The organism is Enterobacter cloacae complex sp. P15RS (assembly GCF_014895905.1).
Lineage (GTDB): Bacteria > Pseudomonadota > Gammaproteobacteria > Enterobacterales > Enterobacteriaceae > Enterobacter > Enterobacter quasihormaechei.
On record NZ_JADBQL010000001.1, the window covers coordinates 101,192 to 124,442 of the forward strand.

The following is a 23,251-nucleotide window of genomic DNA, read 5'->3' on the forward strand; positions in this document are numbered from 1 at the left end:
TTTTGCGTAGCGCCTCGCAGGAAAACCCTTTCAAACTGGACGTTTATACAGCACAATTCTATTTTGTGCGGGTTATACGTGGATGCAGGGGGGCATTGTGGATATCTCAATCCTGGTTTATGCGGTAGTGGCGCTGGCGAGCGTGGGGATTGGCTGGCTCATTTCCAGCTACCAGCACGCGCAGCAGAAAGCCGAACAGCTGGCAGAGCGCGAAGAGATCGTGGCTGAACTCAGCGCGACGAAACAGCAGCTTGCGCTGAGCGACCACTGGCGCGAAGAGTGTGAACTGCTCAATAACGAACTGCGTAACCTGCGCGACATCAATACCTCGCTGGAGGCCGATCTCCGCGAAGTGACCACCCGCCTTGAATCCACCCAGCTGCACGCCGAAGACAAAATCCGCCAGATGATCAACAGCGAGCAGCGCCTCAGCGAGCAGTTCGAAAACCTCGCGAACCGTATTTTTGAGCACAGCAACCGCCGCGTGGATGAACAAAACCGCCAGAGCCTGAACAGCCTGCTGACGCCGCTGCGCGAACAGCTGGACGGTTTCCGCCGTCAGGTGCAGGACAGCTTTGGACAGGAAGCGCGCGAGCGCCACACCCTGGCGCACGAGATCCGTAACCTCCAGCAGTTGAATGCGCAGATGGCGCAGGAGGCAATCAACCTTACGCGGGCGCTCAAAGGCGATAACAAAGCGCAGGGGAACTGGGGCGAAGTGGTCTTAACTCGCGTGCTGGAGGCCTCGGGCCTGCGCGAAGGGTATGAATATGAGACGCAGGTCATCATTGAAAACGACGCGCGCTCGCGAATGCAGCCGGATGTGATTGTGCGTCTGCCTCAGGGCAAGGATGTGGTTATCGACGCCAAAATGACCCTGGTGGCCTATGAGCGCTATTTCAACGCTGACGATGACTACACCCGAGAATCAGCGTTGCAGGAGCACATCGCCTCCGTGCGTAACCATATTCGTCTGCTGGGCAGGAAAGATTATCAGCAGCTGCAGGGGCTGCGATCGCTGGATTACGTGCTGATGTTCATTCCGGTCGAGCCTGCATTCCTGCTGGCGCTCGACAGACAGCCTGAGCTTATTACCGAAGCGCTGAAAAATAACATTATGCTGGTCAGCCCTACCACGCTGCTGGTGGCGTTACGTACCATTGCCAACCTGTGGCGCTATGAGCACCAAAGTCGTAACGCGCAGCAGATTGCCGATCGCGCCAGCAAGCTGTACGACAAAATGCGGCTCTTCGTCGACGATATGTCCTCGGTGGGGCAAAGCCTGGAACGCGCCCAGGATAATTACCGGCAGGCGATGAAAAAACTCTCCTCCGGGCGCGGCAATTTGCTGGCACAGGCGGAGGCGTTCCGCAGCCTGGGCGTGGAGGTGAAGCGCGAGATTAATCCGGAACTGGTGGAGCAGGCGACCGCTCAGGACGAAGAGTTCCGCCTGCGCGAAGGCGACGCTGAGCAAAATTCCCGCAATGAAGATAACGATTTAGCGGCGAGTTTATCGCCAGATGAGCAGCCGGCACGTTTCTTTCACGGTGGTTGAAACGTAGGGCAAATGCGCCCAATCTGTTACACTTCACGAACATTTGACTGATTAGCAGGCTCTGAGATGGTTGACGATTCACAAGACACAACGCACTTTGGCTTTCAGACTGTCGCCAAAGCGCAGAAAGCTGACATGGTGGCCCACGTATTTCATTCCGTGGCGGCGAAGTACGATGTGATGAATGATTTGATGTCATTCGGCATTCATCGCTTGTGGAAGCGCTTTACTATTGATTGCAGCGGCGTGCGCCGTGGACAAACGGTGCTGGATTTAGCCGGGGGCACGGGCGATCTGACCGCAAAATTCTCCCGTCTGGTAGGCGAAACGGGCCGCGTGGTGCTGGCGGATATCAACGACTCCATGCTGAAAATGGGCCGCGAAAAGCTGCGCAACATCGGCGTGGTGGGGAACGTGGAATATGTTCAGGCGAACGCCGAAGCGCTGCCGTTCCCGGACAATACGTTCGACTGCATCACCATCTCTTTCGGTCTGCGTAACGTGACCGATAAAGACAAGGCGCTGCGCTCCATGTACCGCGTGCTGAAGCCGGGCGGTCGTCTGCTGGTTCTCGAGTTCTCAAAACCCATTATCGACCCGTTGAGCAAAGCTTACGATGCCTATTCCTTCCACGTTCTGCCGCGCATTGGCGAGCTGGTGGCGAACGATGCCGAAAGTTACCGTTATCTGGCCGAATCCATCCGAATGCACCCGGATCAGGACACGCTGAAAGCGATGATGCAGGATGCGGAGTTTGAAAACGTGGAATACTTCAATTTGACGGCGGGTGTCGTCGCGCTGCATCGTGGTTACAAGTTCTGAGTGGAGGTTTCCCGTGCCCATTAAACCCTTAGTCACCGCTGGCATCGAGAATGTACTGAATGCCTTTCTGTATCGCGCACCGGCGCTGAAAACCGCACGTCAGCGGCTTAACGGGAAGGTACTGCGTATCGTATTAAAGGAGTTCTCGACGCCGCTTGTGCTGGTCTTCAGCGAACGCCAGCTTGACGTTCTGGGTGAATGGGAAGGCGCGGCTGACTGCTCGGTGATTACGCACATGAGCGTACTGCCAAAACTGCGTGACCGTCAGCAGATGACGGCGCTTATTCGCAGCGGTGAGCTGGAAGTCGAAGGCGATATTCAGGTGGTACAGAACTTCGTTGCACTCAGCGATCAGGCCGAATTCGACCCGGCGGAACTTCTGGCACCCTATATCGGCGACATCGCGGCCGAAGGGATAAGCAAAACGCTGCGCACGGGCTCCGCTTTCCTGCGTAAAGGTCTGCTCCGTCAACAGCGCTATGCTGCCGAGGTGCTGACCGAAGAGTGGCGTATGGCGCCGGGGCCTTTAGAGGTCGCCTGGTTTGCTGAAGAGACCGCGGCAGTTGAGCGCGCAGTTGATGCGTTAACCAAACGGCTGGAAAAACTGGAGGGCAAATGACGCCTGGTGAAATTCGGCGCCTCTACTTTATCGTTCGCACCTTTTTGAGCTACGGGCTCGACGAGCTTATCCCCAGAATGCGTATCACCCTGCCGCTTCGGCTTTGGCGGCGCACGCTGTTCTGGATGCCGAATCGCCATAAGGATGAGGAGCTGGGCGCACGCCTGCGTCTTGCGTTGCAGGAGCTCGGTCCTGTCTGGATCAAGTTTGGGCAGATGCTCTCAACGCGTCGCGACCTTTTCCCGCCGCAGATTGCCGATCAGCTCGCGCTGTTACAGGACCGCGTCGCCCCGTTTGACGGGGAGAGAGCAAAGCAACAAATCGAAGAGGCGATGGGTAATATTCCCATCGACACCTGGTTTGATGATTTCGACATCCAGCCTCTGGCCTCAGCGTCTATTGCGCAGGTTCACACCGCGCGCCTAAAGGAAAATGGCAAAGAGGTGGTCATAAAGGTGATTCGCCCGGATATCCTGCCGGTTATCAGAGCGGACATGAAGCTGATCTATCGTCTGGCCCGCTGGGTGCCGCGCCTGTTGCCGGATGGCCGCCGTTTGCGTCCGCTGGAAGTGGTGCGTGAATACGAAAAAACGCTGATTGACGAGCTTAACCTGCTGCGTGAATCGGCGAACGCCATTCAGCTGCGTCGTAACTTTGAAGACAGCCCGATGCTGTATGTTCCTGAAGTCTACTCTGACTATTGCAGCCAGAACATGATGGTGATGGAACGTATCTACGGCATTCCGGTCTCGGACGTGGCGGCGCTGGAAAAGCAGGGCACCAACATGAAGCTGCTGGCCGAGCGCGGCGTGCAGGTCTTCTTCACGCAGGTTTTCCGCGACAGCTTCTTCCACGCTGACATGCATCCGGGCAATATTTTCGTGAGCTACGAGCACCCGGAAGATCCGAAATACATCGGCATCGACTGCGGAATTGTTGGCTCGCTGAATAAAGAGGACAAGCGTTATCTCGCCGAGAACTTTATCGCTTTCTTCAACCGCGACTACCGTAAGGTGGCCGAGCTGCACGTGGATTCAGGCTGGGTTCCGCCAGATACCAACGTGGAAGAGTTTGAGTTTGCGATCCGCACCGTCTGCGAGCCGATTTTCGAAAAGCCGCTGTCGGAGATCTCCTTCGGTCACGTTTTACTGAACCTGTTCAACACCGCACGCCGTTTCAATATGGAAGTGCAGCCACAATTAGTTTTACTTCAGAAAACATTACTTTACGTTGAGGGCGTAGGCCGCCAGCTCTATCCTCAGTTAGACTTGTGGAAAACCGCGAAACCGTTCCTTGAGTCCTGGATTAAGGATCAGGTCGGTATTCCTGCGCTGGTTCGCTCGCTTAAAGAGAAAGGCCCGTTCTGGATTGAAAAAATGCCTGAAATTCCTGAACTGGTTTACGACAGTTTGCGTCAGAGCAAGAACCTTCAGCACAGCATGGATAAAATCGCGCACGAGCTTCAATCCAGTCGCGTGCGTCAGGGGCAGTCCCGCTATCTCTTCGGAATTGGCGCGACGCTGCTGATAAGCGGCACGTTGCTGTTGATCAATCGTCCGGACTGGGAAATGATGCCAGCCTGGATTATGGCTGCCGGCGTGGTTGTCTGGCTTGCTGGCTGGCGAAAAACGCGCTGAATTAGCGTCGCTATCGATGGATTGCATACGTATAATGCGATCTGACTAATTAATCGTCTATCACTGGGGAACACGCATGGGTGGTATCAGTATCTGGCAGTTAGTGATCATTGCCGTCATCGTTGTGCTGCTGTTCGGCACGAAAAAACTGGGATCGATTGGTTCCGATCTGGGCGCGTCAATCAAAGGCTTCAAGAAAGCCATGAGCGATGATGAGAATAAGCAGGAAAAAACCGGTCAGGATGCTGATTTTACCGCTAAATCTATCGCCGATAAGCAGGACGAAGCCAAAAAGGAAGAGGCCAAACGTCACGATAAAGAGCAGGTGTAATTCGTGTTCGACATTGGTCTTGGTGAGTTACTGCTGGTCTTTGTGATTGGTCTGATCGTGCTGGGGCCGCAGCGTTTACCCGTTGCGGTGAAAACCGTCGTGGGCTGGGTGCGGGCGCTCCGCTCGCTGGCAACGACCGTGCAGAACGAGCTGGCGCAGGAATTGAAGCTTCAGGAATTTCAGGACAGCCTGAAAAAGGTTGAAAAGGCGAGCATGGACAACCTGACGCCGGAGCTGAAAGCGTCGATGGATGAGCTACGCGAAGCGGCTGAATCCATGAAGCGCTCATACAGCATTAACGATCCTGAGAAGGCGAGCGATGAAGCAAACACCATCCATAATCCGGTGGTGAAGGGCAGCGAAGAGCAGCGCGAGGGTGTGACGCCTTCCAGCGCGGAGCATCAGGCCGCTTCGCCAGAGCAATCGCCGCAGGAGCCCGAAGTGAAAAAGCAGGTGCCGCCGGAAGAGCCCGTGGTCAAAACGGCTGAGGTAAAACCCGCCGCGCCTGTTTCCGAATCATCCCCCTCGTCGAGTGATAAAGCGTAAACATGGCAGTAGATGATACTCAACCGCTGATTGCGCACCTCATTGAGCTGCGTAAGCGCCTGTTAAACTGCATTATTGCGGTTTTCCTCATTTTTTTATGTCTGGTCTATTTCGCCAACGATATCTATCAGGTGGTTTCTGCGCCGCTGATTAAACAGATGCCGCTGGGCGCGACGATGATTGCAACGGACGTTGCTTCACCGTTCTTTACCCCCATCAAGCTGACCTTCTGGGTATCGTTGATTGCATCTGCACCGGTCATTTTGTATCAGGTCTGGGCATTTGTGGCGCCCGCGCTGTACAGGCATGAACGTAAGCTGGTTATTCCGCTGCTGGTATCCAGCTCGCTGCTGTTTTACATCGGCATGGCGTTCGCCTACTTCGTTGTCTTCCCGCTGGCCTTTGGCTTCCTGACGCATACCGCGCCGGAAGGGGTACAGGTTTCGACGGACATCGCCAGCTACCTCAGCTTCGTCATGGCGCTGTTTATGGCCTTTGGTGTCGCCTTCGAGGTGCCCGTCGCGATTGTCCTGCTCTGCTGGGTGGGCGTGACCACGCCTGACGACCTGCGCAAGAAGCGTCCTTATATCCTGGTGGGTGCGTTTGTCGTAGGTATGCTGTTGACGCCACCGGACGTCTTCTCGCAAACCTTACTGGCGATACCCATGTACTGCCTGTTTGAAGTCGGCGTGTTCTTCGCACGTTTCTACGTAGGAAAGGGACGTACCGGGGACGAAGAAGACGAGCCGTCTGAAGAGACCACTAAAGAATAAAACCAACCGCCCGTCAGGGCGGTTGTCATATGGGGATACGTATGTTTGATATCGGGCTTAACCTGACCAGTGCGCAGTTTGCGAAAGACCGCGATGAGGTGGTGGCGCGCGCCTTTGCCGCCGGCGTGAACGGCCTGTTACTGACGGGAACGAACCTGCATGAGAGCGAGCAGGCATGGCAGCTGGCGCAACGCTATCAACACTGTTGGTCCACCGCCGGCGTGCATCCGCATGACAGCAGCCAGTGGACGCATGAAAGCGCTGAGGTGCTTCATCGTCTGGCACAAACGCCAGAAGTGGTTGCCATTGGCGAATGCGGGCTTGATTTCAACCGTAATTTCTCGACGCCTGAAGACCAGGAGAGGGCATTTACCGCCCAGCTCGCGCTGGCCGCAGAGCTGGGGATGCCGGTGTTTATGCACTGTCGCGATGCGCATGAACGTTTTCTGGCGCTGCTGGAACCCTGGCTGGAGAAGCTGCCCGGTGCGGTATTGCACTGCTTTACGGGCTCCCGTCAGGAGGCGCTGGATTGCCTGAACCGTGGGCTTTATTTGGGTATCACGGGCTGGGTTTGCGATGAGCGACGTGGGCTGGAGTTGCGCGAGCTGTTGCCCGTTATCCCGGCCGATCGTTTGCTGCTGGAAACGGATGCGCCTTATCTGTTGCCCCGGGATATGCAGCCCAAACCGGCATCACGACGTAATGAACCGGCTTATCTGGGGCATATTGCTGAGCGAGTGGCGCACTGGCGCGGAGAAGATGCGCAGTGGCTGGTAGCACAAACCGATGATAACGTGCGTCGTCTGTTCGGCGTGCAGTTCTAAACTTTGCGGAAATCGGTGTTTTTAACGCTCTGCAACACCTCTTTGTTCAGCAGGTTGAGCAGCAGCATGGAACGCGCTTCACCGTCCGGCTCAGAGAAGATGGCCTGTAACCCTTCAAAGGCACCTTCGGTGATCACCACGCTGTCTCCGGCGTACGGGGTTTCAGGATCGGTAATATCGTCAGGCTGCTGATAGACAGAAAGCTGATGAATAACCGATGACGGTACTCTTGCCGGATGGGCGCCAAAACGCACAAAATGGCTGACGCCGCGGGTAGCGCTGATCGTCGTGGTGTGGATCACTTCGGGGTCGAACTCAACGAACAGGTAGTTCGGGAACAGAGGCTCACTGACGGTCGTGCGTCTTCCACGCTGCATTTTTTCAAGCGTGATCACGGGCGTCAGGCAGTTAACAGACTGACGTTCAAGATGTTCCTGCGCGCGCTGAAGTTGCCCGCGTTTGCAATACAGTAAATACCAGGCCTGCATAATCACTCTTCCCATTGTTCGGGGCGCAAGCATACCAAAACCCTGGCGGGATCGCTAAGGTGATTATAATGGCGAAAAAGAGAGTAAGTCGTGGAAGTTCACGCTAATTTAACAAAATTACAGCATCACGCGGTCTTACGCCGTATAATGAAGCGCTTACAGAGAGGCCATGATTAACTGCATGAAATACCACGATCTACGCGACTTCCTGGCGCTGCTGGAAAAGCAGGGCGAACTCAAACGCATTACACTTCCTGTTGATCCGTATCTGGAAATGACAGAGATCGCCGACCGTACCCTGCGCGCGGGCGGCCCGGCGTTGCTGTTTGAAAACCCAAAAGGCTACGCCATGCCGGTACTGTGCAACCTGTTTGGCACACCTCGCCGCGTGGCGATGGGCATGGGGCAGGAAGATGTCACGGCGCTGCGTGAAGTGGGCAAACTGCTGGCCTTTCTGAAAGAGCCGGAGCCGCCAAAAGGGTTCCGCGACCTGTTCGACAAGCTGCCGCAGTTTAAGCAGGTGCTGAACATGCCAACTAAGCGCCTGCGCGGTGCGCCGTGCCAGCAAAAAGTGCTGGAAGGCGATGCGGTTGATCTGACCAAAATTCCGATCATGCAGTGCTGGCCTGAAGATGCCGCACCGCTGATCACCTGGGGCCTCACCGTCACGCGCGGGCCGCATAAAGAGCGTCAAAACCTCGGCATTTATCGTCAGCAGCTGATTGGCAAGAACAAGCTCATCATGCGCTGGTTGTCCCACCGCGGCGGCGCGCTGGATTTCCAGGAGTGGTGCGCGGCCCGTCCGGGCGAACGCTTCCCGGTATCCGTCGCGCTGGGTGCCGATCCGGCAACGATTCTGGGCGCAGTGACGCCCGTTCCGGATACGCTGTCTGAATATGCCTTTGCCGGGCTGCTGCGCGGCACCAAAACCGAAGTGGTGAAGTGCATCTCCAATGACCTGGAAGTGCCCGCCAGCGCGGAGATCGTGCTGGAAGGTTACATTGAACAGGGCGAGCTGGCACCCGAAGGGCCGTACGGCGACCACACCGGCTATTACAACGAAGTGGATAACTTCCCGGTATTCACCGTCACGCACATTACCCAGCGTGAAGATGCCATCTATCACTCCACCTACACCGGTCGTCCACCCGACGAACCGGCGGTGCTGGGAGTGGCGCTGAACGAAGTGTTCGTGCCGATCCTGCAAAAGCAGTTCCCGGAAATAGTGGATTTCTATCTGCCGCCGGAAGGGTGTTCGTATCGCCTGGCGGTGGTGACGATGAAGAAGCAGTATGCCGGTCACGCTAAGCGCGTGATGATGGGCGTATGGTCTTTCCTGCGCCAGTTTATGTATACCAAGTTTGTGATTGTCTGCGATGATGACGTCAATGCCCGCGACTGGAATGACGTGATCTGGGCCATCACCACGCGTATGGATCCGGCGCGGGACACAGTGTTAGTGGAAAACACGCCGATTGATTATCTGGACTTTGCCTCGCCGGTTTCCGGCCTTGGCTCAAAAATGGGACTGGATGCCACGAACAAATGGCCTGGCGAAACCGACCGTGAATGGGGTCGCCCGATCGTAAAAGATCCTGCCGTGACCGCGCGAATTGACGCGATCTGGGACGAGCTGGCCATAATGAGTAACGGTAAGGCAGAATAAGACCGTTTAGCCCTATAGACTTCCCGACAGAGAGAGCGAATGACAACCTTAAGCTGTAAAGTGACGTCGGTAGATGCTATTACCGACACCGTATATCGCGTCCGTTTGGTTCCTGAAGCGGCATTTTCATTCCGTGCCGGTCAGTACCTGATGGTCGTGATGGACGAGCGTGATAAGCGTCCTTTCTCTATGGCCTCAACGCCAGCAGAGCAGGAATTTATTGAGCTGCATATTGGTGCGTCTGAGCTTAACCTGTACGCGATGGCCGTGATGGACCGCATCCTGAAAGAGCGTGAAATCGTGGTCGATATTCCTCACGGTGAGGCCTGGCTGCGTGAAGACGAAGACCGTCCGCTGATCCTGATTGCCGGCGGTACGGGCTTCTCCTATGTCCGCTCTATTCTGTTAACGGCGCTGGCGCGTAATCCAAATCGCGATATCACCATCTACTGGGGCGGCCGTGAAGAGAAGCATCTTTACGATCTGTCTGAGCTGGAAGCGCTGAGCGTCAATCATCCAAACCTGCGCATCGAGCCGGTTGTCGAGCAGCCGGAAGAGGGCTGGCGCGGGCGCAGCGGTACGGTGCTGACCGCGGTATTGCAGGATCACGGAACACTGGCGGGGCACGATATCTACATCGCCGGTCGCTTCGAAATGGCGAAAATTGCCCGCGACCTGTTCTGCAACGAGCGTGACGCGCGGGAAGATCGTCTGTTCGGCGATGCGTTTGCGTTTATCTGATTGAGAGACCCGCTTCGGCGGGTTTTTTTCACGCTGGCAATCGCGCTGGTGAAAATTTAACCTTGAAACAGGCGGCGCATTGCCGTTATTCTTGTTCCCGTTAACTTTCGCCCTCAGGAGCGCCCCCCAAAAATGAACAAACACGACTGATGAATTTCGATCCTTGCTAAACGCACCGCGTCGGCAGGGGATGTTTTGATTTCATTCAGGAGTGCTTATGGCTCATTTTGCGCAGTCCCCCTCTTTTATTTTGCATCAGGTCACCTGTCAGTTTGCGACGGGCGATATCCTTTTTGGCCCTCTGTCTCTTTCTCTGGATGCGTCAGTGTGCGCGCTGGTTGGCCGCAACGGCAGCGGCAAAACGTGCCTGCTGCGGCTGCTGGCAGGTATTGATGAGCCCGCCAGCGGTCACATTGAGCGCTTTGCTACACACGCCTATGTGGCGCAGCAGCAGGATATTTCTGCGAATACCACGCTTGCCGAACTGCTTGGCTACGACGCGATCTTTGCGGCGCGCACGCGCATCGACAGCGGTCATTATAAACCCGACGATCTGGACACGCTCGACGGCCACTGGGATCTGGCTGAACGGCTGAGCCAGGCTTTTATCGCGGCCTCGCTTCCACCTTTTGACCCGAATAAACCCGCAGCAGAGCTGAGCGGCGGCGAGCGCATTCGTGCCTTGCTGTGCGGTGCATTCACCGCAGATGCTGATTACCTGTTGCTGGACGAACCGACCAACCACCTCGACAGGCAGGGCCGCATGTGGTTCTACGAGCAGCTTGCCCGGTATCAGGGCGGGGTGCTGGTGGCCTCTCACGATCGGGAATTGCTGGCGCAGGTGCCGCGTATACTTGAACTGAGTGCTTCGGGCTTGCGCAGCTACGGCGGGAATTATGCTGACTATCGAACCCAGCGTGATGCCGAGCAGCAGGCTGCCCGCGCCGCGCTGGAGCATGCAGCCACCGAGCGCAAACGTAACCGAGCCCGCATCCATAAAGAGCATGACGACAGCCAGCGGCGTTCAGCCAAAACGCTTCGTAAGGTCGACAGCCTTAACATTGCCTCGTTTGAACGGGTCAAATACAAAGCAGCGGCGAAAGAGCGTATTGGTTCCTGGAAAAAACAGCATAGCGATCAAAATCATGCCCTGAACGCTGCGGTTAACCAGGCACGCGAGCGGGTTGAAGAGGATAACGCGGTGATGTTTACCCTGCCGGGCAGTCAAATTCCGGAAGGGAAACAGGTGCTGGTGCTGGAAAAACTGGTGCTTCCGCACGTGCCTGTCCCCCCGATCGGCTGGCGAATGGATGGCCCGATGCGTGTAGCGCTACGCGGGCCAAACGGCTGTGGAAAATCCACGCTGTTGAAAGTGATCCTGGGCGAAACCGCCCCTGTTACGGGAACCTGTAAGGTCTCCGTCAGGCACGCCTGTCTCGATCAGCATCTTTCCCGGCTGGATCTGTCTCAGTCGGTAATGACGCACCTCAGCCTTAGCAATACACCGCTTGAAGAGGGGGCGCTACGTACCCGTTTAGCGCAGCTTCAGCTGGGCGCGGAGAAAGTGACGCTGCCTCTGGCCGCGCTAAGCGGCGGCGAGCGCCTGAAGGCCGCGCTGGCCTGCGCACTGTGGCGTGAAGAGGCGGCGCAGCTGTTGCTGCTGGATGAGCCGACCAATCACCTCGATCTGGCCTCCGTGCAGGCCATTGAAGCGGCCCTGGCCGATTTCCCCGGCGCGCTGCTGGTGGTGTCCCATGATGAAGCGTTTTTGGCAGGATTAAAGCTGACGCATGAGCTGGTGTGGGAAAAGTCGGGATGGCGATGTGAAAGGCTGTAAACACAAGCCCCCGCAAGGGCGGGGGCAAACAAACTTAATCAGGCTAACTGCTTGCGAAGGTCAGGGTTTGCCTGGATCAGGCGCATCAGCTTTAGCTCGGCTGGGGTAGGTTTTTCACGTTTTGACTCCCACTCCAGCACCATCGCTACGCTGACACCCATCGCTCTTGCGAATTCATCTGTTTTCAGGCCCGACCCTTTACGTAAACGCTCAAATTCACTAAAAGGATTGGACTTTTGATTCAGGGTAATCGTCGGCGGTACATCTTTAAAAATAATCTGTTCCAGGCTGCTCAGCAGCTCAAACTCAGGATCTTTTAATTCCATTGAGAACTCCTCATAAATCACACATCGGGATCATGAACATCAGAGAGCATGTTAAGAATAGTCCCTAAACCAAACACAGGATCGTCACGGCTGTGATTAATTGTGCGATCACGATCGCTTTACCCGTTTCAGCTATATGGATAGTTATGCTAATTACCTGATTAGTCATATGTAGGAATGAACAGGTATTTTTTTGTAAATAGTCAGTACAAAAACGGGAATACCCGTTTTGCATGAAAACTCTATCTTGCAAGGCTGACCTGGACTATCCTTGTCAGCGTTGGGCACGCGTGTGCCGGTGTGCGCTTTTTTGGGTGAAAGGAGTAATAAAATGGCGACAGGAAAGTCCTGCTCTCGCTGGTTTGCGCCTATTGCGGCGTTGTTGATGGTTGTTAGCCTGAGTGGGTGTTTCGATAAAGAAGGCGATCAGCGCAAAGCGTTTATCGATTTTCTACAGAATACAGTGATGCGTAGCGGCGAGCGTTTACCAACGCTGACTGCGGATCAGAAAAAACAGTTTGGTCCATTCGTGTCGGATTACGCCATTCTGTATGGCTATTCACAGCAGGTAAGCCAGGCGATGGATTCCGGTATCCGCCCGGTAGTGGATAGCGTGAACGCCATCCGCGTTCCGCAGGATTATGTGACCCAGCGTGAACCGCTGCGCCAGTCCAACGGCGCGCTCGGGGTGCTGAGTCAGCAGCTGCAAAATGCCAAAATGCAGGCTGATGCCTCGCGTTCCGCGTTGAAGCAGGGTGAAGATCTGAAGCCGGTTTATGACCAGGTGTATGAGAAAGTAGTAACTAAACCGTCAAACGCCTTGCAGCCGTTGATCCCAGCAGCGCAGGTCTTTACTCAGCAGCTGGTTCAGGTAGGTGATTTTATCAGTGAGCAGGGTACGCAGGTGAGCTTCGTCTCTAACGGTATTCAGTTCCCGACCTCCCAGCAGGCGAGCCAGTATAATACGCTGATCGGGCCGCTCGCGTCCCAGCACCAGGCCTTTAGCCAGGCGTGGAGCGCAGCGGTCGCTGCAACCGAATAAAAAAAATCCCCGCTTCTGGCGGGGTTTTTTTATGCTTAATGAAAATAACGCTTGTCATTCATCTACCACATCGGTATAACTATGTTCGTCGGTTTGTTACACAGACCTAAAGCAGTTTAGTAAAGCAGTCCAGATTGTTATCCATAGATACCCTTCGTAGTGACCCTTCCTTCATCGCTTAAAAATCTGTAACGCAATCCATCAAGCCGGAAGGCACAATATATTTGTTAATAAGGTAATTTCTATGTCTGCTAAAATGACTGGTCTGGTAAAATGGTTCAACGCTGATAAAGGTTTCGGCTTCATCACTCCTGACGATGGCTCTAAAGACGTGTTCGTACACTTCTCTGCTATCCAGAACGATGGCTACAAATCTCTGGATGAAGGTCAGAAAGTTTCCTTCACCATCGAAAGCGGCGCTAAAGGCCCAGCAGCTGGTAACGTTGTAAGCCTGTAAGCTTCCAACCCAGTAGCACAAAATTCAAAAACCCGCCTTCTGGCGGGTTTTTTCGTTTCTACTGTTGTATCTGTGGGTTAACGCAGTTCTTATCCACTTTACCGCTAAGCGCGGCAATCAGGTTTTCCACTGCGGTCGCCGCCATGTTGTAGCGTGTTTCGTGTGTCGCAGAGCCGATGTGAGGCAGAGCAACGACGTTGGGCATGGTCAGCAGCGGTGAATCCACCGGCAGCGGCTCCTGTTCAAACACGTCCAGCCCGGCGGCGTGGATCTCACCGTTTTGCAGTGCCTCAATCAGCGCCTTTTCATCTACCACCGGGCCGCGACCCGCGTTGATGAAAATGGCCGATTTCTTCATCTTTTCAAACGCCGCTTTGCCGATGAGATGACGCGTTTCATCCGTCAGCGGCAGGATCAGACAGACAAAGTCGGCTTCCTGCAACAGCGTATCAAGTTCGCAGTAGCGGGCGTTGAAACGTTCTTCAGCTTCAACGTGATGGCGGCGTGCGTTATACAGAATGGGCATGTTGAAGCCGAAATGGGCGCGCTGTGCCAGCGCCAGGCCGATACGCCCCATCCCCACAATCCCCAGCGTTTTGCCATGTACGTCCACGCCGAACCAGTCCGGGCCAATGCTTTTCGTCCATTCGCCCGCTTTCACGCGCTCGGCCACCTCCACCACGCGACGGGCGGTGCTGAGCATCAGCGCCATCAGCGTGTCGGCGACGGTTTCCGTCAGGGCATGAGGCGTGTGCATCAGCAGAACGTTGCGCGCGTTAAGCGCATCCACGTCGAAATTATCGTATCCCACAGAAACGGTTGAGGTGGCACGAAGTTTCGGCATTTTCTCCAGCAGCGCTGCATCCACCTTTTCGCTTGAACCCAGCAGGCCTTCGGCGCTGGCAAACGCGTCGGCGTGCTGTGCCACGGTTTCCGGGCTGAGGTTCTTCACCCGGGTAACGGTAAAGTGTTCCTCCAGGCGTTTTTGCAGATCTTCAGGCAGTGCTTTGTACAAAATGACGGACGGCTTCATGCTAATCTCCGTTGATTTTAAAAGAATTCAGGCGTGGCGTGCGCCGACGGGTAGCTGTTGATTATTAGCAGGCTTAACGATCAGAGTAAGCCATACCGAGGCAAAAAGCGCCACCCCCATAAAGATGTAAGAGGCCGACGGGCTGCCGGTTGCACCGTTCAGATAGCCAACAAACCACGAGCCGAAGAATGAACCCAGCGCGCCCATACTGTTGATCAAGGCCATCGCGCCCCCTGCGACGTTACGCGGCAGCATCTCCGGGATGATGGCAAAGAACGGACCATACGGGGCATACATGGCCGCACCCGCAATCACCAGCAGGGTATACGAGGCCCAGAAGTGGTTCGCGCCCACGGCCCAGGAGCCAATGAAGGCAAAAGCAGCGATCAGCAACAGCGGCCAGACGAACAGCTTACGGTTTTGCAGCTTGTCCGATGCCCAGGAGACGATAATCATTGCGATGGTCGCAGCCAGATAAGGCACCGATGACAGCCAGCCCACTTCCACCATGCCAAGGTTTTCACCGCCGCTGCGGATAATCGACGGCAGCCACAGCACAAAGCCGTACACGCCAATACTCCAGGTAAAATACTGCGCGCACAGCAGGATCACGTTGCGGGAGCGGAAGGCTTCACCGTAGTTACGCACCGCTTTCAGCCCCTGCTGCTCTTTATCCAGCTGTGCCTGAAGTGCAACCTTTTCGTCCTCTGAAAGCCATTTCGCCTGGGCTGGCTTATCTTTCACCAGCACCCACCAGCAGAAGGCCCAGATGATTGCGGGAACCCCTTCGATGATGAACATCTCGCGCCAGCCGAAGGACTGGATCAGGTAGCCGGACACCACCGACATCCACAGCACCGTGACCGGGTTACCGAGTATCAGGAAAGTATTGGCACGTGAACGCTCAGATTTTGTGAACCAGTTGCTGATGTAAATCAGCATTGCCGGCATCACTGCCGCTTCCACCACGCCGAGAATAAAGCGAATGGCAGCCAGTGCAGGAATGTTATTCACCACGCCGGTGAGGGAGGCGCAGGCACCCCATAAGATCAGGCAGATGAAAATGAGCTTTCGCACGCTGCGGCGTTCAGCGTAAATCGCGCCGGGGATCTGGAAGAAGAAATAGCCCAGGAAGAAGAGGGCGCCCAGCAGGGAGGAAACCCCTTTGGTGATCCCGAGGTCTTCGTTGATCCCGGCGGCGGATGCAAAACTGAAGTTGGCACGATCAAGGTACGCCAGGCTGTACGTGATAAACACGATGGGCATGATGTACCACCAGCGTTTGACTGCATTGGTCGAACTGTTCATAGGCTTGCCTCTGTTGTTGAGGTTGTTACCGCCGTTGTCTGTAGGGTACACGGTGGCTTAATTATCTGGTGCGGATTGCTGCCCTCACCCTGGACCTCTCCCACCGGGAGAGGGAATTCAGACGCCGAGCTCTGCTCGTGTCGGTAATCCTTCGCTATCGCCCTGCACCTGGATCGCCAGCGAACCAATTTTGTTGCCCCGCGCCACGGCCTGCGACAGCGGTTCGCCTTCCAGCAGGGCGCTAATGACTCCGACGGCAAACCCATCGCCCGCGCCCACGGTATCGACCACGTTGTCGACTTTTACCGCTGCGATAGCGCCTTGCTCACCGTCGGCGGTTTTAAACCACGCGCCGTCGGCACCGGTTTTCAGCACTACAGCTTTTACCCCTCGGTTGAGATAAAAATCCGCAATGCCTTCCGGCGTGGTCTCGCCAGTGAGGATCATTCCCTCTTTTACGCCCGGCAGTACCCAGTCCGCCTGAAACGCCAGTCGGTTGAGTTTCTCAACCATCTCCGCTTCGCTTTTCCACAGCACCGGACGAAGGTTCGGATCAAAGGAGATCGTTTTGCCCTGCGCTTTCATCGCCGACGCAGCATGATCCAGTAAATCGTACGAACTGGCCGAAAGCGCCGCCGCCACGCCGCTCAGGTGTAGATGGCGCGCGGAGGAGAAATAAGGGGCATGATAATCATCGACGGAGAGATGGCTTGCTGCTGAGCCTTTTCGGAAATACTCAACAGTGGGATCGGTTCCATTTTCGACTTTCGATTTCAGCTGAAAGCCCGTCGGGAAGCGTCCGTCGAGCGTGACGCCTGCGGCATCAATGCCCTCTTTTTTCAGCGAGTCGAGAACGAAATGGCCAAAGCTGTCATTGCCCACGCGGCTCACCCAGCCGACATTCAGCCCCAGCCGCGCAAGGCCGGTAGCGACATTCAGCTCGGCGCCTGCCACGCGTTTGATAAAGTGTTCCACCGCGCTCAGCTCGCCCGTTTCGGTGGCGACAAACATCGCCATGGCCTCGCCGATGGTGATAACGTCCAGCGTCTTGTGCATGGTTTACTCCTCGCGCAGCAGGTTGACGTAATGGCGGGTGACAGCGGTGAGATCCGTCCCTTCGAGCGGAAATTCGATACCGCGCGGCGCGTCGGCAGGCAGTTGATTAAGCAGATCCTGCCAGCGAGAATCGGTTTGATCCGGCGCGACGGCGCGGAACTGCGCCTTATGCGGGACCGCGGCTTTCACGTGAATATAGCTCACGGCGGGTGCCAGCTGACGCGCAGCCTCTTCCGGGGAGTCCCCGACCCACAGCCAGTTGCCCATATCGAACGTCAGCGTCACCGGCAGCGCCATCACCCGACAGGCGGCTTTGAAGCGCTGCATCGGGGCGAGCTGCCCGCAGTCGGTCTGGTCGTTTTCCACCACCAGCGTCATGCCGCTTTCATCCAGCAATGTCCGCAGATCTTCAAGGGGGTGTTTGTCGCTGAAATGACCCAGCGAGACCTTAAGCCATAGCGCGTTCAGGATGCTGGCTTCGCGGAGGTAGCGGGGGAGATCCGGGTTGAGCGTGCCGTCGGGCATAAACAGAGGGGCCGGGGCGGAGTAGCATGCCAGTAAACCCAGCAGCTCAATGGACTCGCCGAGCGCAGGCAGCGCCATTAACTCGTCGCTGCTGAAGAGCTCGCGGCGGATTTCAACGCCATCAGCCCCTGCGCCAGCAATAACGGGAAGCATCGCCCATTGCCCGCCTGCCTGACGCACCCGATCCGCGCCATACGCGGCGGTGACCACCATTATTTTCCTGCTCATTTCCTGACTCCAACGCGTAATCGATAGTATTACGCTAGATGGAACCGGTTCCAAAGAAAAGAATGGGATGTTGAATTTATGATCGCTGTCACGAAGGGGAAATTAGCGGGCGGTAGAGCCGCGAACGATCAGCTCGCCGGAAAAAACCTGCTCGCGTACGGCATCGCGGGTGCCTTCAATACGGCGAACCACTTGCTCAACCGCGGCATAGCCGATTTGCCAGGTGGGTTGTTTGAGGGTGGTAATGCCCACGCCTGCAAGTTCTGCCCACTCCAGTTCATCAAAGCCGAGTAAGCCGATGTCGCTGCCCCAGTGCAGGCCGATGCGTTGAAGCGAGCGGGCAACCTGTAGCGTGAGCGCCCCGTTCGCGGAGATCACCGCCTTACGCATTCCCCGATGTCGGGTATGGAACTGGCGCAGGGTGTTATCCAGCAGCCCGGCTTCGTGCAGCGGAATTTCGGCATTTTCGGCGATCGCGCCGGGATATCGCGCCAGCGTGGCGCGAAAAGCAGCCAGTCGGTCGCGACGGGTGTTAACCATGCCAAGCGGTTCGCTCAGGAACAGAATGGCTTCGAAACCCTGTTCGATAAGGTGCTCGGTGGCGGTGGTGGCGGCCTGGGTGTTATCCAGCCCGACCACATCGCAGGCAAATTCCGGGATTTTGCGGTCAATAAGCACCATCGGGAGAGACGATTGTTGCAGACGATTTAGCCCCTCTTCGCGCATCCCGACGGCATTGACCACGATCCCTTCCACCTGGTAGCTGCGCAGCAGATCGAGGTAATGCAGCTCCTGATCAACTTCGTTATTGGTGTTACAGACCAGCGGGGTAAAGCCTTTTTCCCGGCACGCCGCTTCGATGCCGCTGAGTACGTTAACGGAGTAGGGGTTAGTGATATCGGCGATGATAAGCCCAATCAGGCGGGTGCGGCCACGCTTGAGGCCGCGCGCCATCAGGCTGGGACGGTAGTCGAGATCGGCAATGGCCTGTTCGATCCGCGCCAGCAGCGCATCGGAAAGCAGGTGTTTCTCGCCGTTGAGGTAGCGCGAAATGCTGGTTTTACCGGTTTTGGCGGCTTTCGCCACGTCACTGATGGTGGCCCGGGCTGGTTTGCTCATCGCTGATTTCCCTGAATTTAGTGAGAATACCTTAGCGGGAAAATCAACGATGGCAAGTGGTTCATGCCGGGGTGTGCGGTCTGTTGCCCTCACCCCGGCCCTCTCCCTCGGGGATTACTGAATCGGGCTCAACGTAATCTCTACGCGACGGTTTTGCGCTTTACCTTCCGCCGTGCTGTTGCTGGCGATAGGGTTGGCAGGGCCCATGCCGCTGGTGCGGATGCGGTTTGCTTCAACGCCCTGGGTTATCAGGGAGCTGGCCACGGAATCGGCACGCTGCTGAGACAGACGCATGTTCAGATCCTGGCTGCCGGTGCTGTCGGTGTAGCCAATCACGTTCACGGCAGTTTTACTGTACTCTTTCAGTACCGCGGCCACACCGGTGAGGGTGTTCGCGCCCGCAGGTTTCAGCGTCGCGCTGCTGCTGTCAAAGGTCACGTTGTTTGGCATGTTCAGGATGATATTGTCACCGCTGCGCGTCACGCTCACGCCCGTACCTTTCATTTTGTCACGCAGCTTCGCTTCCTGCACATCCATGTAATACCCTACGCCACCGCCCAGGGCTGCGCCTGCCGCTGCGCCAATCAGCGCGCCTTTGCCGCGATCCTTCTTGGAGGAGGAGAGCGCGCCAACGCCAGCGCCGACAAGGGAACCAATACCCGCGCCAATACCGGATTTACCCGCTTCGCGTTCGCCGGTATAAGGGTTGGTTGTGCAGCCTGAAACAGCCAGTGCGCCGCTTACCAGAGCGGCAATTACGAGTACGCGTTTTTTCATCTTATTTCCTTAATCCTTTTTATTCTTTGCCACGACGGACGTGGCAGTGGATTATGACGTCCGAATACGGAGAAAATTCAGTGTATAACTCTGAAATTTGTCACAAACGATAAACTGCCTCAACGAAAGGCCGTCATACCTGCACGCAACCAGGAGCGCACGCTTTGAGCACCTCAACAAAAACCATTCTGACCGCCGCCCACTGGGGGCCGATGCTGGTCGAAACCGATGGCGACACAGTGCTGTCGTCTCGCGGGGCTTTGCCTTCGCGCCATCTCAACTCTTTACAGACCGTCGTTCGCGATCAGGTACACAGCAAAACCCGCGTACGCTGGCCGATGGTGCGTAAAGGCTTTCTGGCGTCACCGGATAAACCGCAGGGTGTGCGCGGGCAGGATGAGTTCGTTCGCGTGAGCTGGGACGATGCGCTGGCGCTGATCCATACGCAGCATAAACGCATCCGCGACAGCTATGGCCCGTCGTCCATTTTTGCCGGCTCCTATGGCTGGCGCTCGAACGGCGTGCTGCATAAGGCCGCCACCCTGCTGCAACGCTACATGAGCCTGGCCGGGGGCTACACCGGCCATCTGGGTGATTACTCAACCGGCGCAGCGCAGGCGATCATGCCTTACGTCGTGGGCGGCAATGAGGTTTATCAGCAGCAGACCAGCTGGCCGCTGGTGCTGGAGCATACCGATGTGGTGGTGCTGTGGAGCGCCAACCCGCTCAACACCCTGAAGATTGCCTGGAATGCGTCCGACGAGCAGGGCGTTTCCTACTTCGACGCGCTGCGCAAAAGCGGCAAGCGCATCATCTGTATCGATCCGATGCGTTCTGAAACCCTGGATTTCTTCGGCGACAGCGCCGAGTGGATCGCGCCCCATATGGGCACCGACGTGGCGATGATGCTGGGTATTGCGCATACCCTTGTGGAGAACGGCTGGCACGATACGGAATTCCTTACGCGCTGCACCACGGGCTTCGATAAATTTGCCGACTACCTGACGGGCCAAACCGACGGTGTCGCCAAAACCGCAGAGTGGGCCGCTGCGGTTTGCGGCGTTGATGCCGTTAAAATCCGCGAACTGGCGGCGTTATTCCATAGCAACGTCACGATGCTGATGTCCGGCTGGGGAATGCAGCGCCAGCAGTTTGGCGAGCAAAAACACTGGATGCTCGTGACGCTCGCCGCGATGCTTGGGCAGATTGGCACGCCCGGCGGCGGTTTTGGGCTTTCCTATCACTTTGCTAACGGCGGTAATCCAACGCGTAAAGCGGCGGTGCTGGCGTCCATGCAGGGCTCAGTGCAGGGTGGCGTGGACGCGGTGGATAAAATTCCCGTGGCGCGCATTGTTGAGGCTCTGGAGAACCCGGGCGGGTTTTATCAGCACAACGGCCAGGATCGCCATTTTCCGGATATTAAGTTTGTCTGGTGGGCGGGCGGGGCCAACTTCACCCATCACCAGGATACCAACCGCCTGATCCGCGCCTGGCAGAAGCCGGAGCTGGTGGTGATCTCGGAGTGCTTCTGGACCGCTTCAGCGAAACATGCCGACATCGTGTTGCCCGCCACGACCTCGTTCGAGCGTAACGATCTCACCATGACCGGGGATTACAGCAACCAGCACATGGTGCCGATGAAGCGCGTCGTGGCCCCCCGGGATGAAGCGCGTGATGATTTTGACGTCTTTGCTGACCTGAGTGAATTATGGGAAGCGGGCGGGCGCGAGCGTTTCACCGAGGGCAAAACGGATCTGCAATGGCTCGAAACGTTTTACAAGATAGCCAGCCAGCGCGGGGCGGCGCAGGGCGTGACGCTGCCGCCATTTGCTGAATTCTGGGAGGCGAATCAACTCTTCGAAATGCCGGAAAGCGAGCAGAACGCGCGGTTTGTGCGCTTTGCTGACTTCCGTCGCGACCCGGAAAATCACCCGCTTAAAACCGAGAGCGGGAAGATTGTGATCTACAGCGAACGTATCGCCAGCTTTGGCTACGCGGACTGCCCGCCGCACCCGGCATGGCTGGAGCCGGACGAATGGCATGGCAATGCGCAGCCGGGGCAGCTTCAACTGCTGTCTGCCCATCCTGCCCATCGCCTGCACAGCCAGCTCAACTATTCGGCTCTGCGCGAGCAGTATGCGGTGGCTGGCCGCGAGCCGATCGCGCTGAATAGCGATGACGCAAAGGCGCGGGGAATTAACGACGGCGATCTCGTTCGCGTCTGGAACGCGCGCGGGCAGGTGCTGGCTGGCGCCGTGGTGAGCGACGGGATCCGCCCTGGCGTGTTCTGCATTCATCAGGGCGCATGGCCGGATCTGGCGCTGGACGAGGGCGGTATTTGTAAGAACGGTGCCGTAAACGTGCTGACCAAAGATCTCCCCAGCTCGAAGCTGGGGAATGGCTGCGCGGGGAATACGGCGCTGGCATGGGTGGAGAAATATGAGGGGCCGGCGCTTACCCTTACGGCGTTTGATCCGCCTGCCAGCTCATGATCCACGTCGGGTGTTGGGTATCATCCTGCCAGGCGCTGTCTTCAATGCGAAAACCCTGAGCATGATAGAAATTCACCGCCCGCACGTTTTTCTGATACACCTCCAGAGTTAAATACGGGTAGTGCTGCTGAACGTGGTTCAGCAGCGTACGCCCGATCCCCCTTCCGATGAACGCCGGGGCGACAAATAACGCCCCCACAAACTGAGACTGCATGACGCTGATAAAGCCGCGCAGCGTGCCGTTCTCCTCCCAGACCCAGGTTTCGGCGGCGGGAAGGTATTCATCCCGCACCAGCGCTTCGTTCGCTTTCCAGTAGCCAGCGTCGATAAACGGATGCGCCTCGGTAGTGCTCTCAAGCCACAGTCTCAGGAGCTGAGCGGTATTCTCACTGTGCCATTTGCGGATCATGGTGGCCCTCCGGGTGGCAGATGCAGCCCGTAATATGGTCATTGACCAGCCCGCAGGCCTGCATAAAGGAGTAACAGATGGTGGTGCCCACAAACTTAAAGCCGCGTTTTTTCAGCGCTTTCGACAGGGCATCCGAGGCGGGGGTCGAGGTTGGGATCTCCGCAAGCGTGGCGGCCCGCGTCACCTTTGGCTCGTTATCCACAAACGACCAGACAAATGCTGAGAAGGGTTCGCCGTTTTGCGCCATCGCCAGATAAGCGCGCGCGTTACCAATAATGGCCTGAATTTTACCGCGATGGCGGATGATACCGGGGTCCAGAACCAGCCTTTCCACGTCGTCTTCAGTCATGGCGGCCACCGCAGCCGGATCGAACCGGTGGAAGGCATTGCGGTAGTTCTCACGCTTTTTCAGAACGGTGATCCACGACAGCCCGGCCTGCTGGCCTTCAAGGCAAATCATTTCAAACAGTTTTTTACCGTCGGTTTCCGGTACGCCCCATTCCTTGTCGTGATAATCGATATAAAGCTGATCCTGGCTTACCCAGCCGCAACGTTGCATAGGTCATCTCCCTTCCTGATACGGTAAACGCAAAAATTTCAATCTGCCCGGCTTGACGTGTCTGCTAAAGAGACAATAGTT

24 protein-coding genes are annotated in these 23,251 nt (G+C 56.5%); 14 read left to right on the forward strand and 10 right to left on the reverse strand.

What is annotated here, in order from left to right; all coding sequences use genetic code 11:
- Positions 1-97: 97 nt before the first annotated feature.
- From rmuC to tatD, 8 genes are all read left to right on the forward strand, one after another.
- Complete coding sequence (rmuC, locus tag IM267_RS00500; RefSeq protein WP_193032454.1) at positions 98-1,555, forward strand: DNA recombination protein RmuC; 1,458 nt, start codon at positions 98-100, stop codon at positions 1,553-1,555.
- 66 nt (positions 1,556-1,621) lie between these two features.
- Positions 1,622-2,377, forward strand: coding sequence for a bifunctional demethylmenaquinone methyltransferase/2-methoxy-6-polyprenyl-1,4-benzoquinol methylase UbiE (gene ubiE, locus IM267_RS00505; RefSeq protein WP_063452187.1), 756 nt, complete (start codon positions 1,622-1,624; stop codon positions 2,375-2,377).
- 13 nt (positions 2,378-2,390) lie between these two features.
- Positions 2,391-2,996, forward strand: a complete 606-nt coding sequence (locus tag IM267_RS00510) for an SCP2 domain-containing protein (RefSeq protein ID WP_131637257.1) — start codon at positions 2,391-2,393, stop codon at positions 2,994-2,996.
- Entirely contained in the window at positions 2,993-4,633 is a 1,641-nt protein-coding gene (gene ubiB / locus IM267_RS00515) for a ubiquinone biosynthesis regulatory protein kinase UbiB (protein WP_102749584.1), read from the forward strand. Before IM267_RS00510 ends, ubiB begins: the two co-directional genes overlap by 4 nt.
- A gap of 76 nt (positions 4,634-4,709) precedes the next feature.
- Entirely contained in the window at positions 4,710-4,964 is a 255-nt protein-coding gene (gene tatA / locus IM267_RS00520; protein ID WP_063452190.1) for a Sec-independent protein translocase subunit TatA, read from the forward strand.
- A 3-nt stretch (positions 4,965-4,967) separates the two neighbouring features.
- Positions 4,968-5,510, forward strand: a complete 543-nt coding sequence (gene tatB, locus IM267_RS00525; protein ID WP_193032455.1) for a Sec-independent protein translocase protein TatB — start codon at positions 4,968-4,970, stop codon at positions 5,508-5,510.
- Positions 5,511-5,512: 2 nt separating this feature from the next.
- Positions 5,513-6,283, forward strand: coding sequence for a Sec-independent protein translocase subunit TatC (gene tatC, locus IM267_RS00530; RefSeq protein WP_063452191.1), 771 nt, complete (start codon positions 5,513-5,515; stop codon positions 6,281-6,283).
- Between the two features lie 41 nt (positions 6,284-6,324).
- Positions 6,325-7,107, forward strand: coding sequence for a 3'-5' ssDNA/RNA exonuclease TatD (gene tatD / locus IM267_RS00535; RefSeq protein ID WP_193032456.1), 783 nt, complete (start codon positions 6,325-6,327; stop codon positions 7,105-7,107).
- On the opposite strand, the gene rfaH is transcribed toward tatD, so the two are convergent.
- Positions 7,104-7,595 (reverse strand): transcription/translation regulatory transformer protein RfaH, encoded by a 492-nt coding sequence (gene rfaH / locus IM267_RS00540; protein WP_063452193.1) that lies wholly within the window; start codon positions 7,593-7,595, stop codon positions 7,104-7,106. The genes tatD and rfaH overlap by 4 nt on opposite strands.
- Positions 7,596-7,764: 169 nt before the next feature.
- On the opposite strand from rfaH, the gene ubiD reads away from it, so the two are divergent.
- The 3 genes from ubiD (at position 7,765) to IM267_RS00555 (ending at position 11,839) form a co-directional block, all read left to right on the forward strand.
- Positions 7,765-9,261 carry a 4-hydroxy-3-polyprenylbenzoate decarboxylase gene (gene ubiD / locus IM267_RS00545; protein ID WP_193032457.1) on the forward strand — a complete coding sequence of 499 codons (1,497 nt, stop codon included), beginning with the start codon at positions 7,765-7,767 and terminating at the stop codon, positions 9,259-9,261.
- Between the two features lie 39 nt (positions 9,262-9,300).
- Positions 9,301-10,002: an NAD(P)H-flavin reductase gene (fre, locus tag IM267_RS00550; RefSeq protein WP_006812340.1), complete on the forward strand. Its 702-nt coding sequence runs from the start codon at positions 9,301-9,303 to the stop codon at positions 10,000-10,002.
- Positions 10,003-10,219: 217 nt separating this feature from the next.
- Positions 10,220-11,839 carry an ABC-F family ATP-binding cassette domain-containing protein gene (locus IM267_RS00555; protein ID WP_193032458.1) on the forward strand — a complete coding sequence of 540 codons (1,620 nt, stop codon included), beginning with the start codon at positions 10,220-10,222 and terminating at the stop codon, positions 11,837-11,839.
- A gap of 38 nt (positions 11,840-11,877) precedes the next feature.
- Here the strand turns inward: IM267_RS00555 and IM267_RS00560 are convergent, their stop codons facing one another.
- The gene (locus IM267_RS00560; protein ID WP_063452196.1) at positions 11,878-12,165 is read right to left on the reverse strand and encodes an HTH-type transcriptional regulator; all 288 of its coding nucleotides are present in this window, start codon (positions 12,163-12,165) and stop codon (positions 11,878-11,880) included.
- Between the two features lie 331 nt (positions 12,166-12,496).
- Between IM267_RS00560 and IM267_RS00565 the strand changes: the two genes are divergently transcribed.
- Together IM267_RS00565 and cspA are read left to right on the forward strand one after the other, a co-directional pair.
- Positions 12,497-13,207: a DUF3053 domain-containing protein gene (locus IM267_RS00565; protein ID WP_063452198.1), complete on the forward strand. Its 711-nt coding sequence runs from the start codon at positions 12,497-12,499 to the stop codon at positions 13,205-13,207.
- Positions 13,208-13,451: 244 nt separating this feature from the next.
- Positions 13,452-13,664 carry an RNA chaperone/antiterminator CspA gene (cspA, locus tag IM267_RS00570; RefSeq protein WP_003860775.1) on the forward strand — a complete coding sequence of 71 codons (213 nt, stop codon included), beginning with the start codon at positions 13,452-13,454 and terminating at the stop codon, positions 13,662-13,664.
- 58 nt (positions 13,665-13,722) lie between these two features.
- Here cspA and ghrB read toward each other — a convergent pair whose 3' ends face one another.
- The 6 genes from ghrB to IM267_RS00600 all read right to left on the reverse strand — a co-directional run bounded on the left by ghrB (position 13,723) and on the right by IM267_RS00600 (position 19,710).
- Positions 13,723-14,697, reverse strand: a complete 975-nt coding sequence (gene ghrB, locus IM267_RS00575) for a glyoxylate/hydroxypyruvate reductase GhrB (protein ID WP_193032459.1) — start codon at positions 14,695-14,697, stop codon at positions 13,723-13,725.
- Between the two features lie 27 nt (positions 14,698-14,724).
- The gene (locus IM267_RS00580; protein WP_193032460.1) at positions 14,725-16,005 is read right to left on the reverse strand and encodes an MFS transporter; all 1,281 of its coding nucleotides are present in this window, start codon (positions 16,003-16,005) and stop codon (positions 14,725-14,727) included.
- A gap of 117 nt (positions 16,006-16,122) precedes the next feature.
- Positions 16,123-17,061, reverse strand: coding sequence for a sugar kinase (locus IM267_RS00585; RefSeq protein WP_193032461.1), 939 nt, complete (start codon positions 17,059-17,061; stop codon positions 16,123-16,125).
- A 3-nt stretch (positions 17,062-17,064) separates the two neighbouring features.
- A complete protein-coding gene (locus IM267_RS00590) occupies positions 17,065-17,814 on the reverse strand; it encodes a sugar phosphate isomerase/epimerase (protein WP_193032462.1) in 750 nt (249 codons plus the stop codon).
- 102 nt (positions 17,815-17,916) lie between these two features.
- Positions 17,917-18,933: a LacI family DNA-binding transcriptional regulator gene (locus IM267_RS00595; RefSeq protein ID WP_063452202.1), complete on the reverse strand. Its 1,017-nt coding sequence runs from the start codon at positions 18,931-18,933 to the stop codon at positions 17,917-17,919.
- Positions 18,934-19,047: 114 nt separating this feature from the next.
- Positions 19,048-19,710 (reverse strand): OmpA family lipoprotein, encoded by a 663-nt coding sequence (locus tag IM267_RS00600; RefSeq protein ID WP_102749580.1) that lies wholly within the window; start codon positions 19,708-19,710, stop codon positions 19,048-19,050.
- A gap of 164 nt (positions 19,711-19,874) precedes the next feature.
- Between IM267_RS00600 and IM267_RS00605 the strand changes: the two genes are divergently transcribed.
- Complete coding sequence (locus tag IM267_RS00605; protein ID WP_193032463.1) at positions 19,875-22,202, forward strand: molybdopterin guanine dinucleotide-containing S/N-oxide reductase; 2,328 nt, start codon at positions 19,875-19,877, stop codon at positions 22,200-22,202.
- On the opposite strand, the gene IM267_RS00610 is transcribed toward IM267_RS00605, so the two are convergent.
- On the reverse strand, positions 22,171-22,611 hold the full coding sequence (locus IM267_RS00610) for an N-acetyltransferase (RefSeq protein WP_193032464.1): 441 nt from the start codon (positions 22,609-22,611) through the stop codon (positions 22,171-22,173). The two genes, IM267_RS00605 and IM267_RS00610, sit on opposite strands and share 32 nt — an antisense overlap.
- Complete coding sequence (tag, locus tag IM267_RS00615) at positions 22,589-23,170, reverse strand: DNA-3-methyladenine glycosylase I (RefSeq protein ID WP_193032465.1); 582 nt, start codon at positions 23,168-23,170, stop codon at positions 22,589-22,591. The genes IM267_RS00610 and tag overlap by 23 nt, the downstream gene beginning before the upstream one ends.
- Positions 23,171-23,251: the final 81 nt, after the last annotated feature.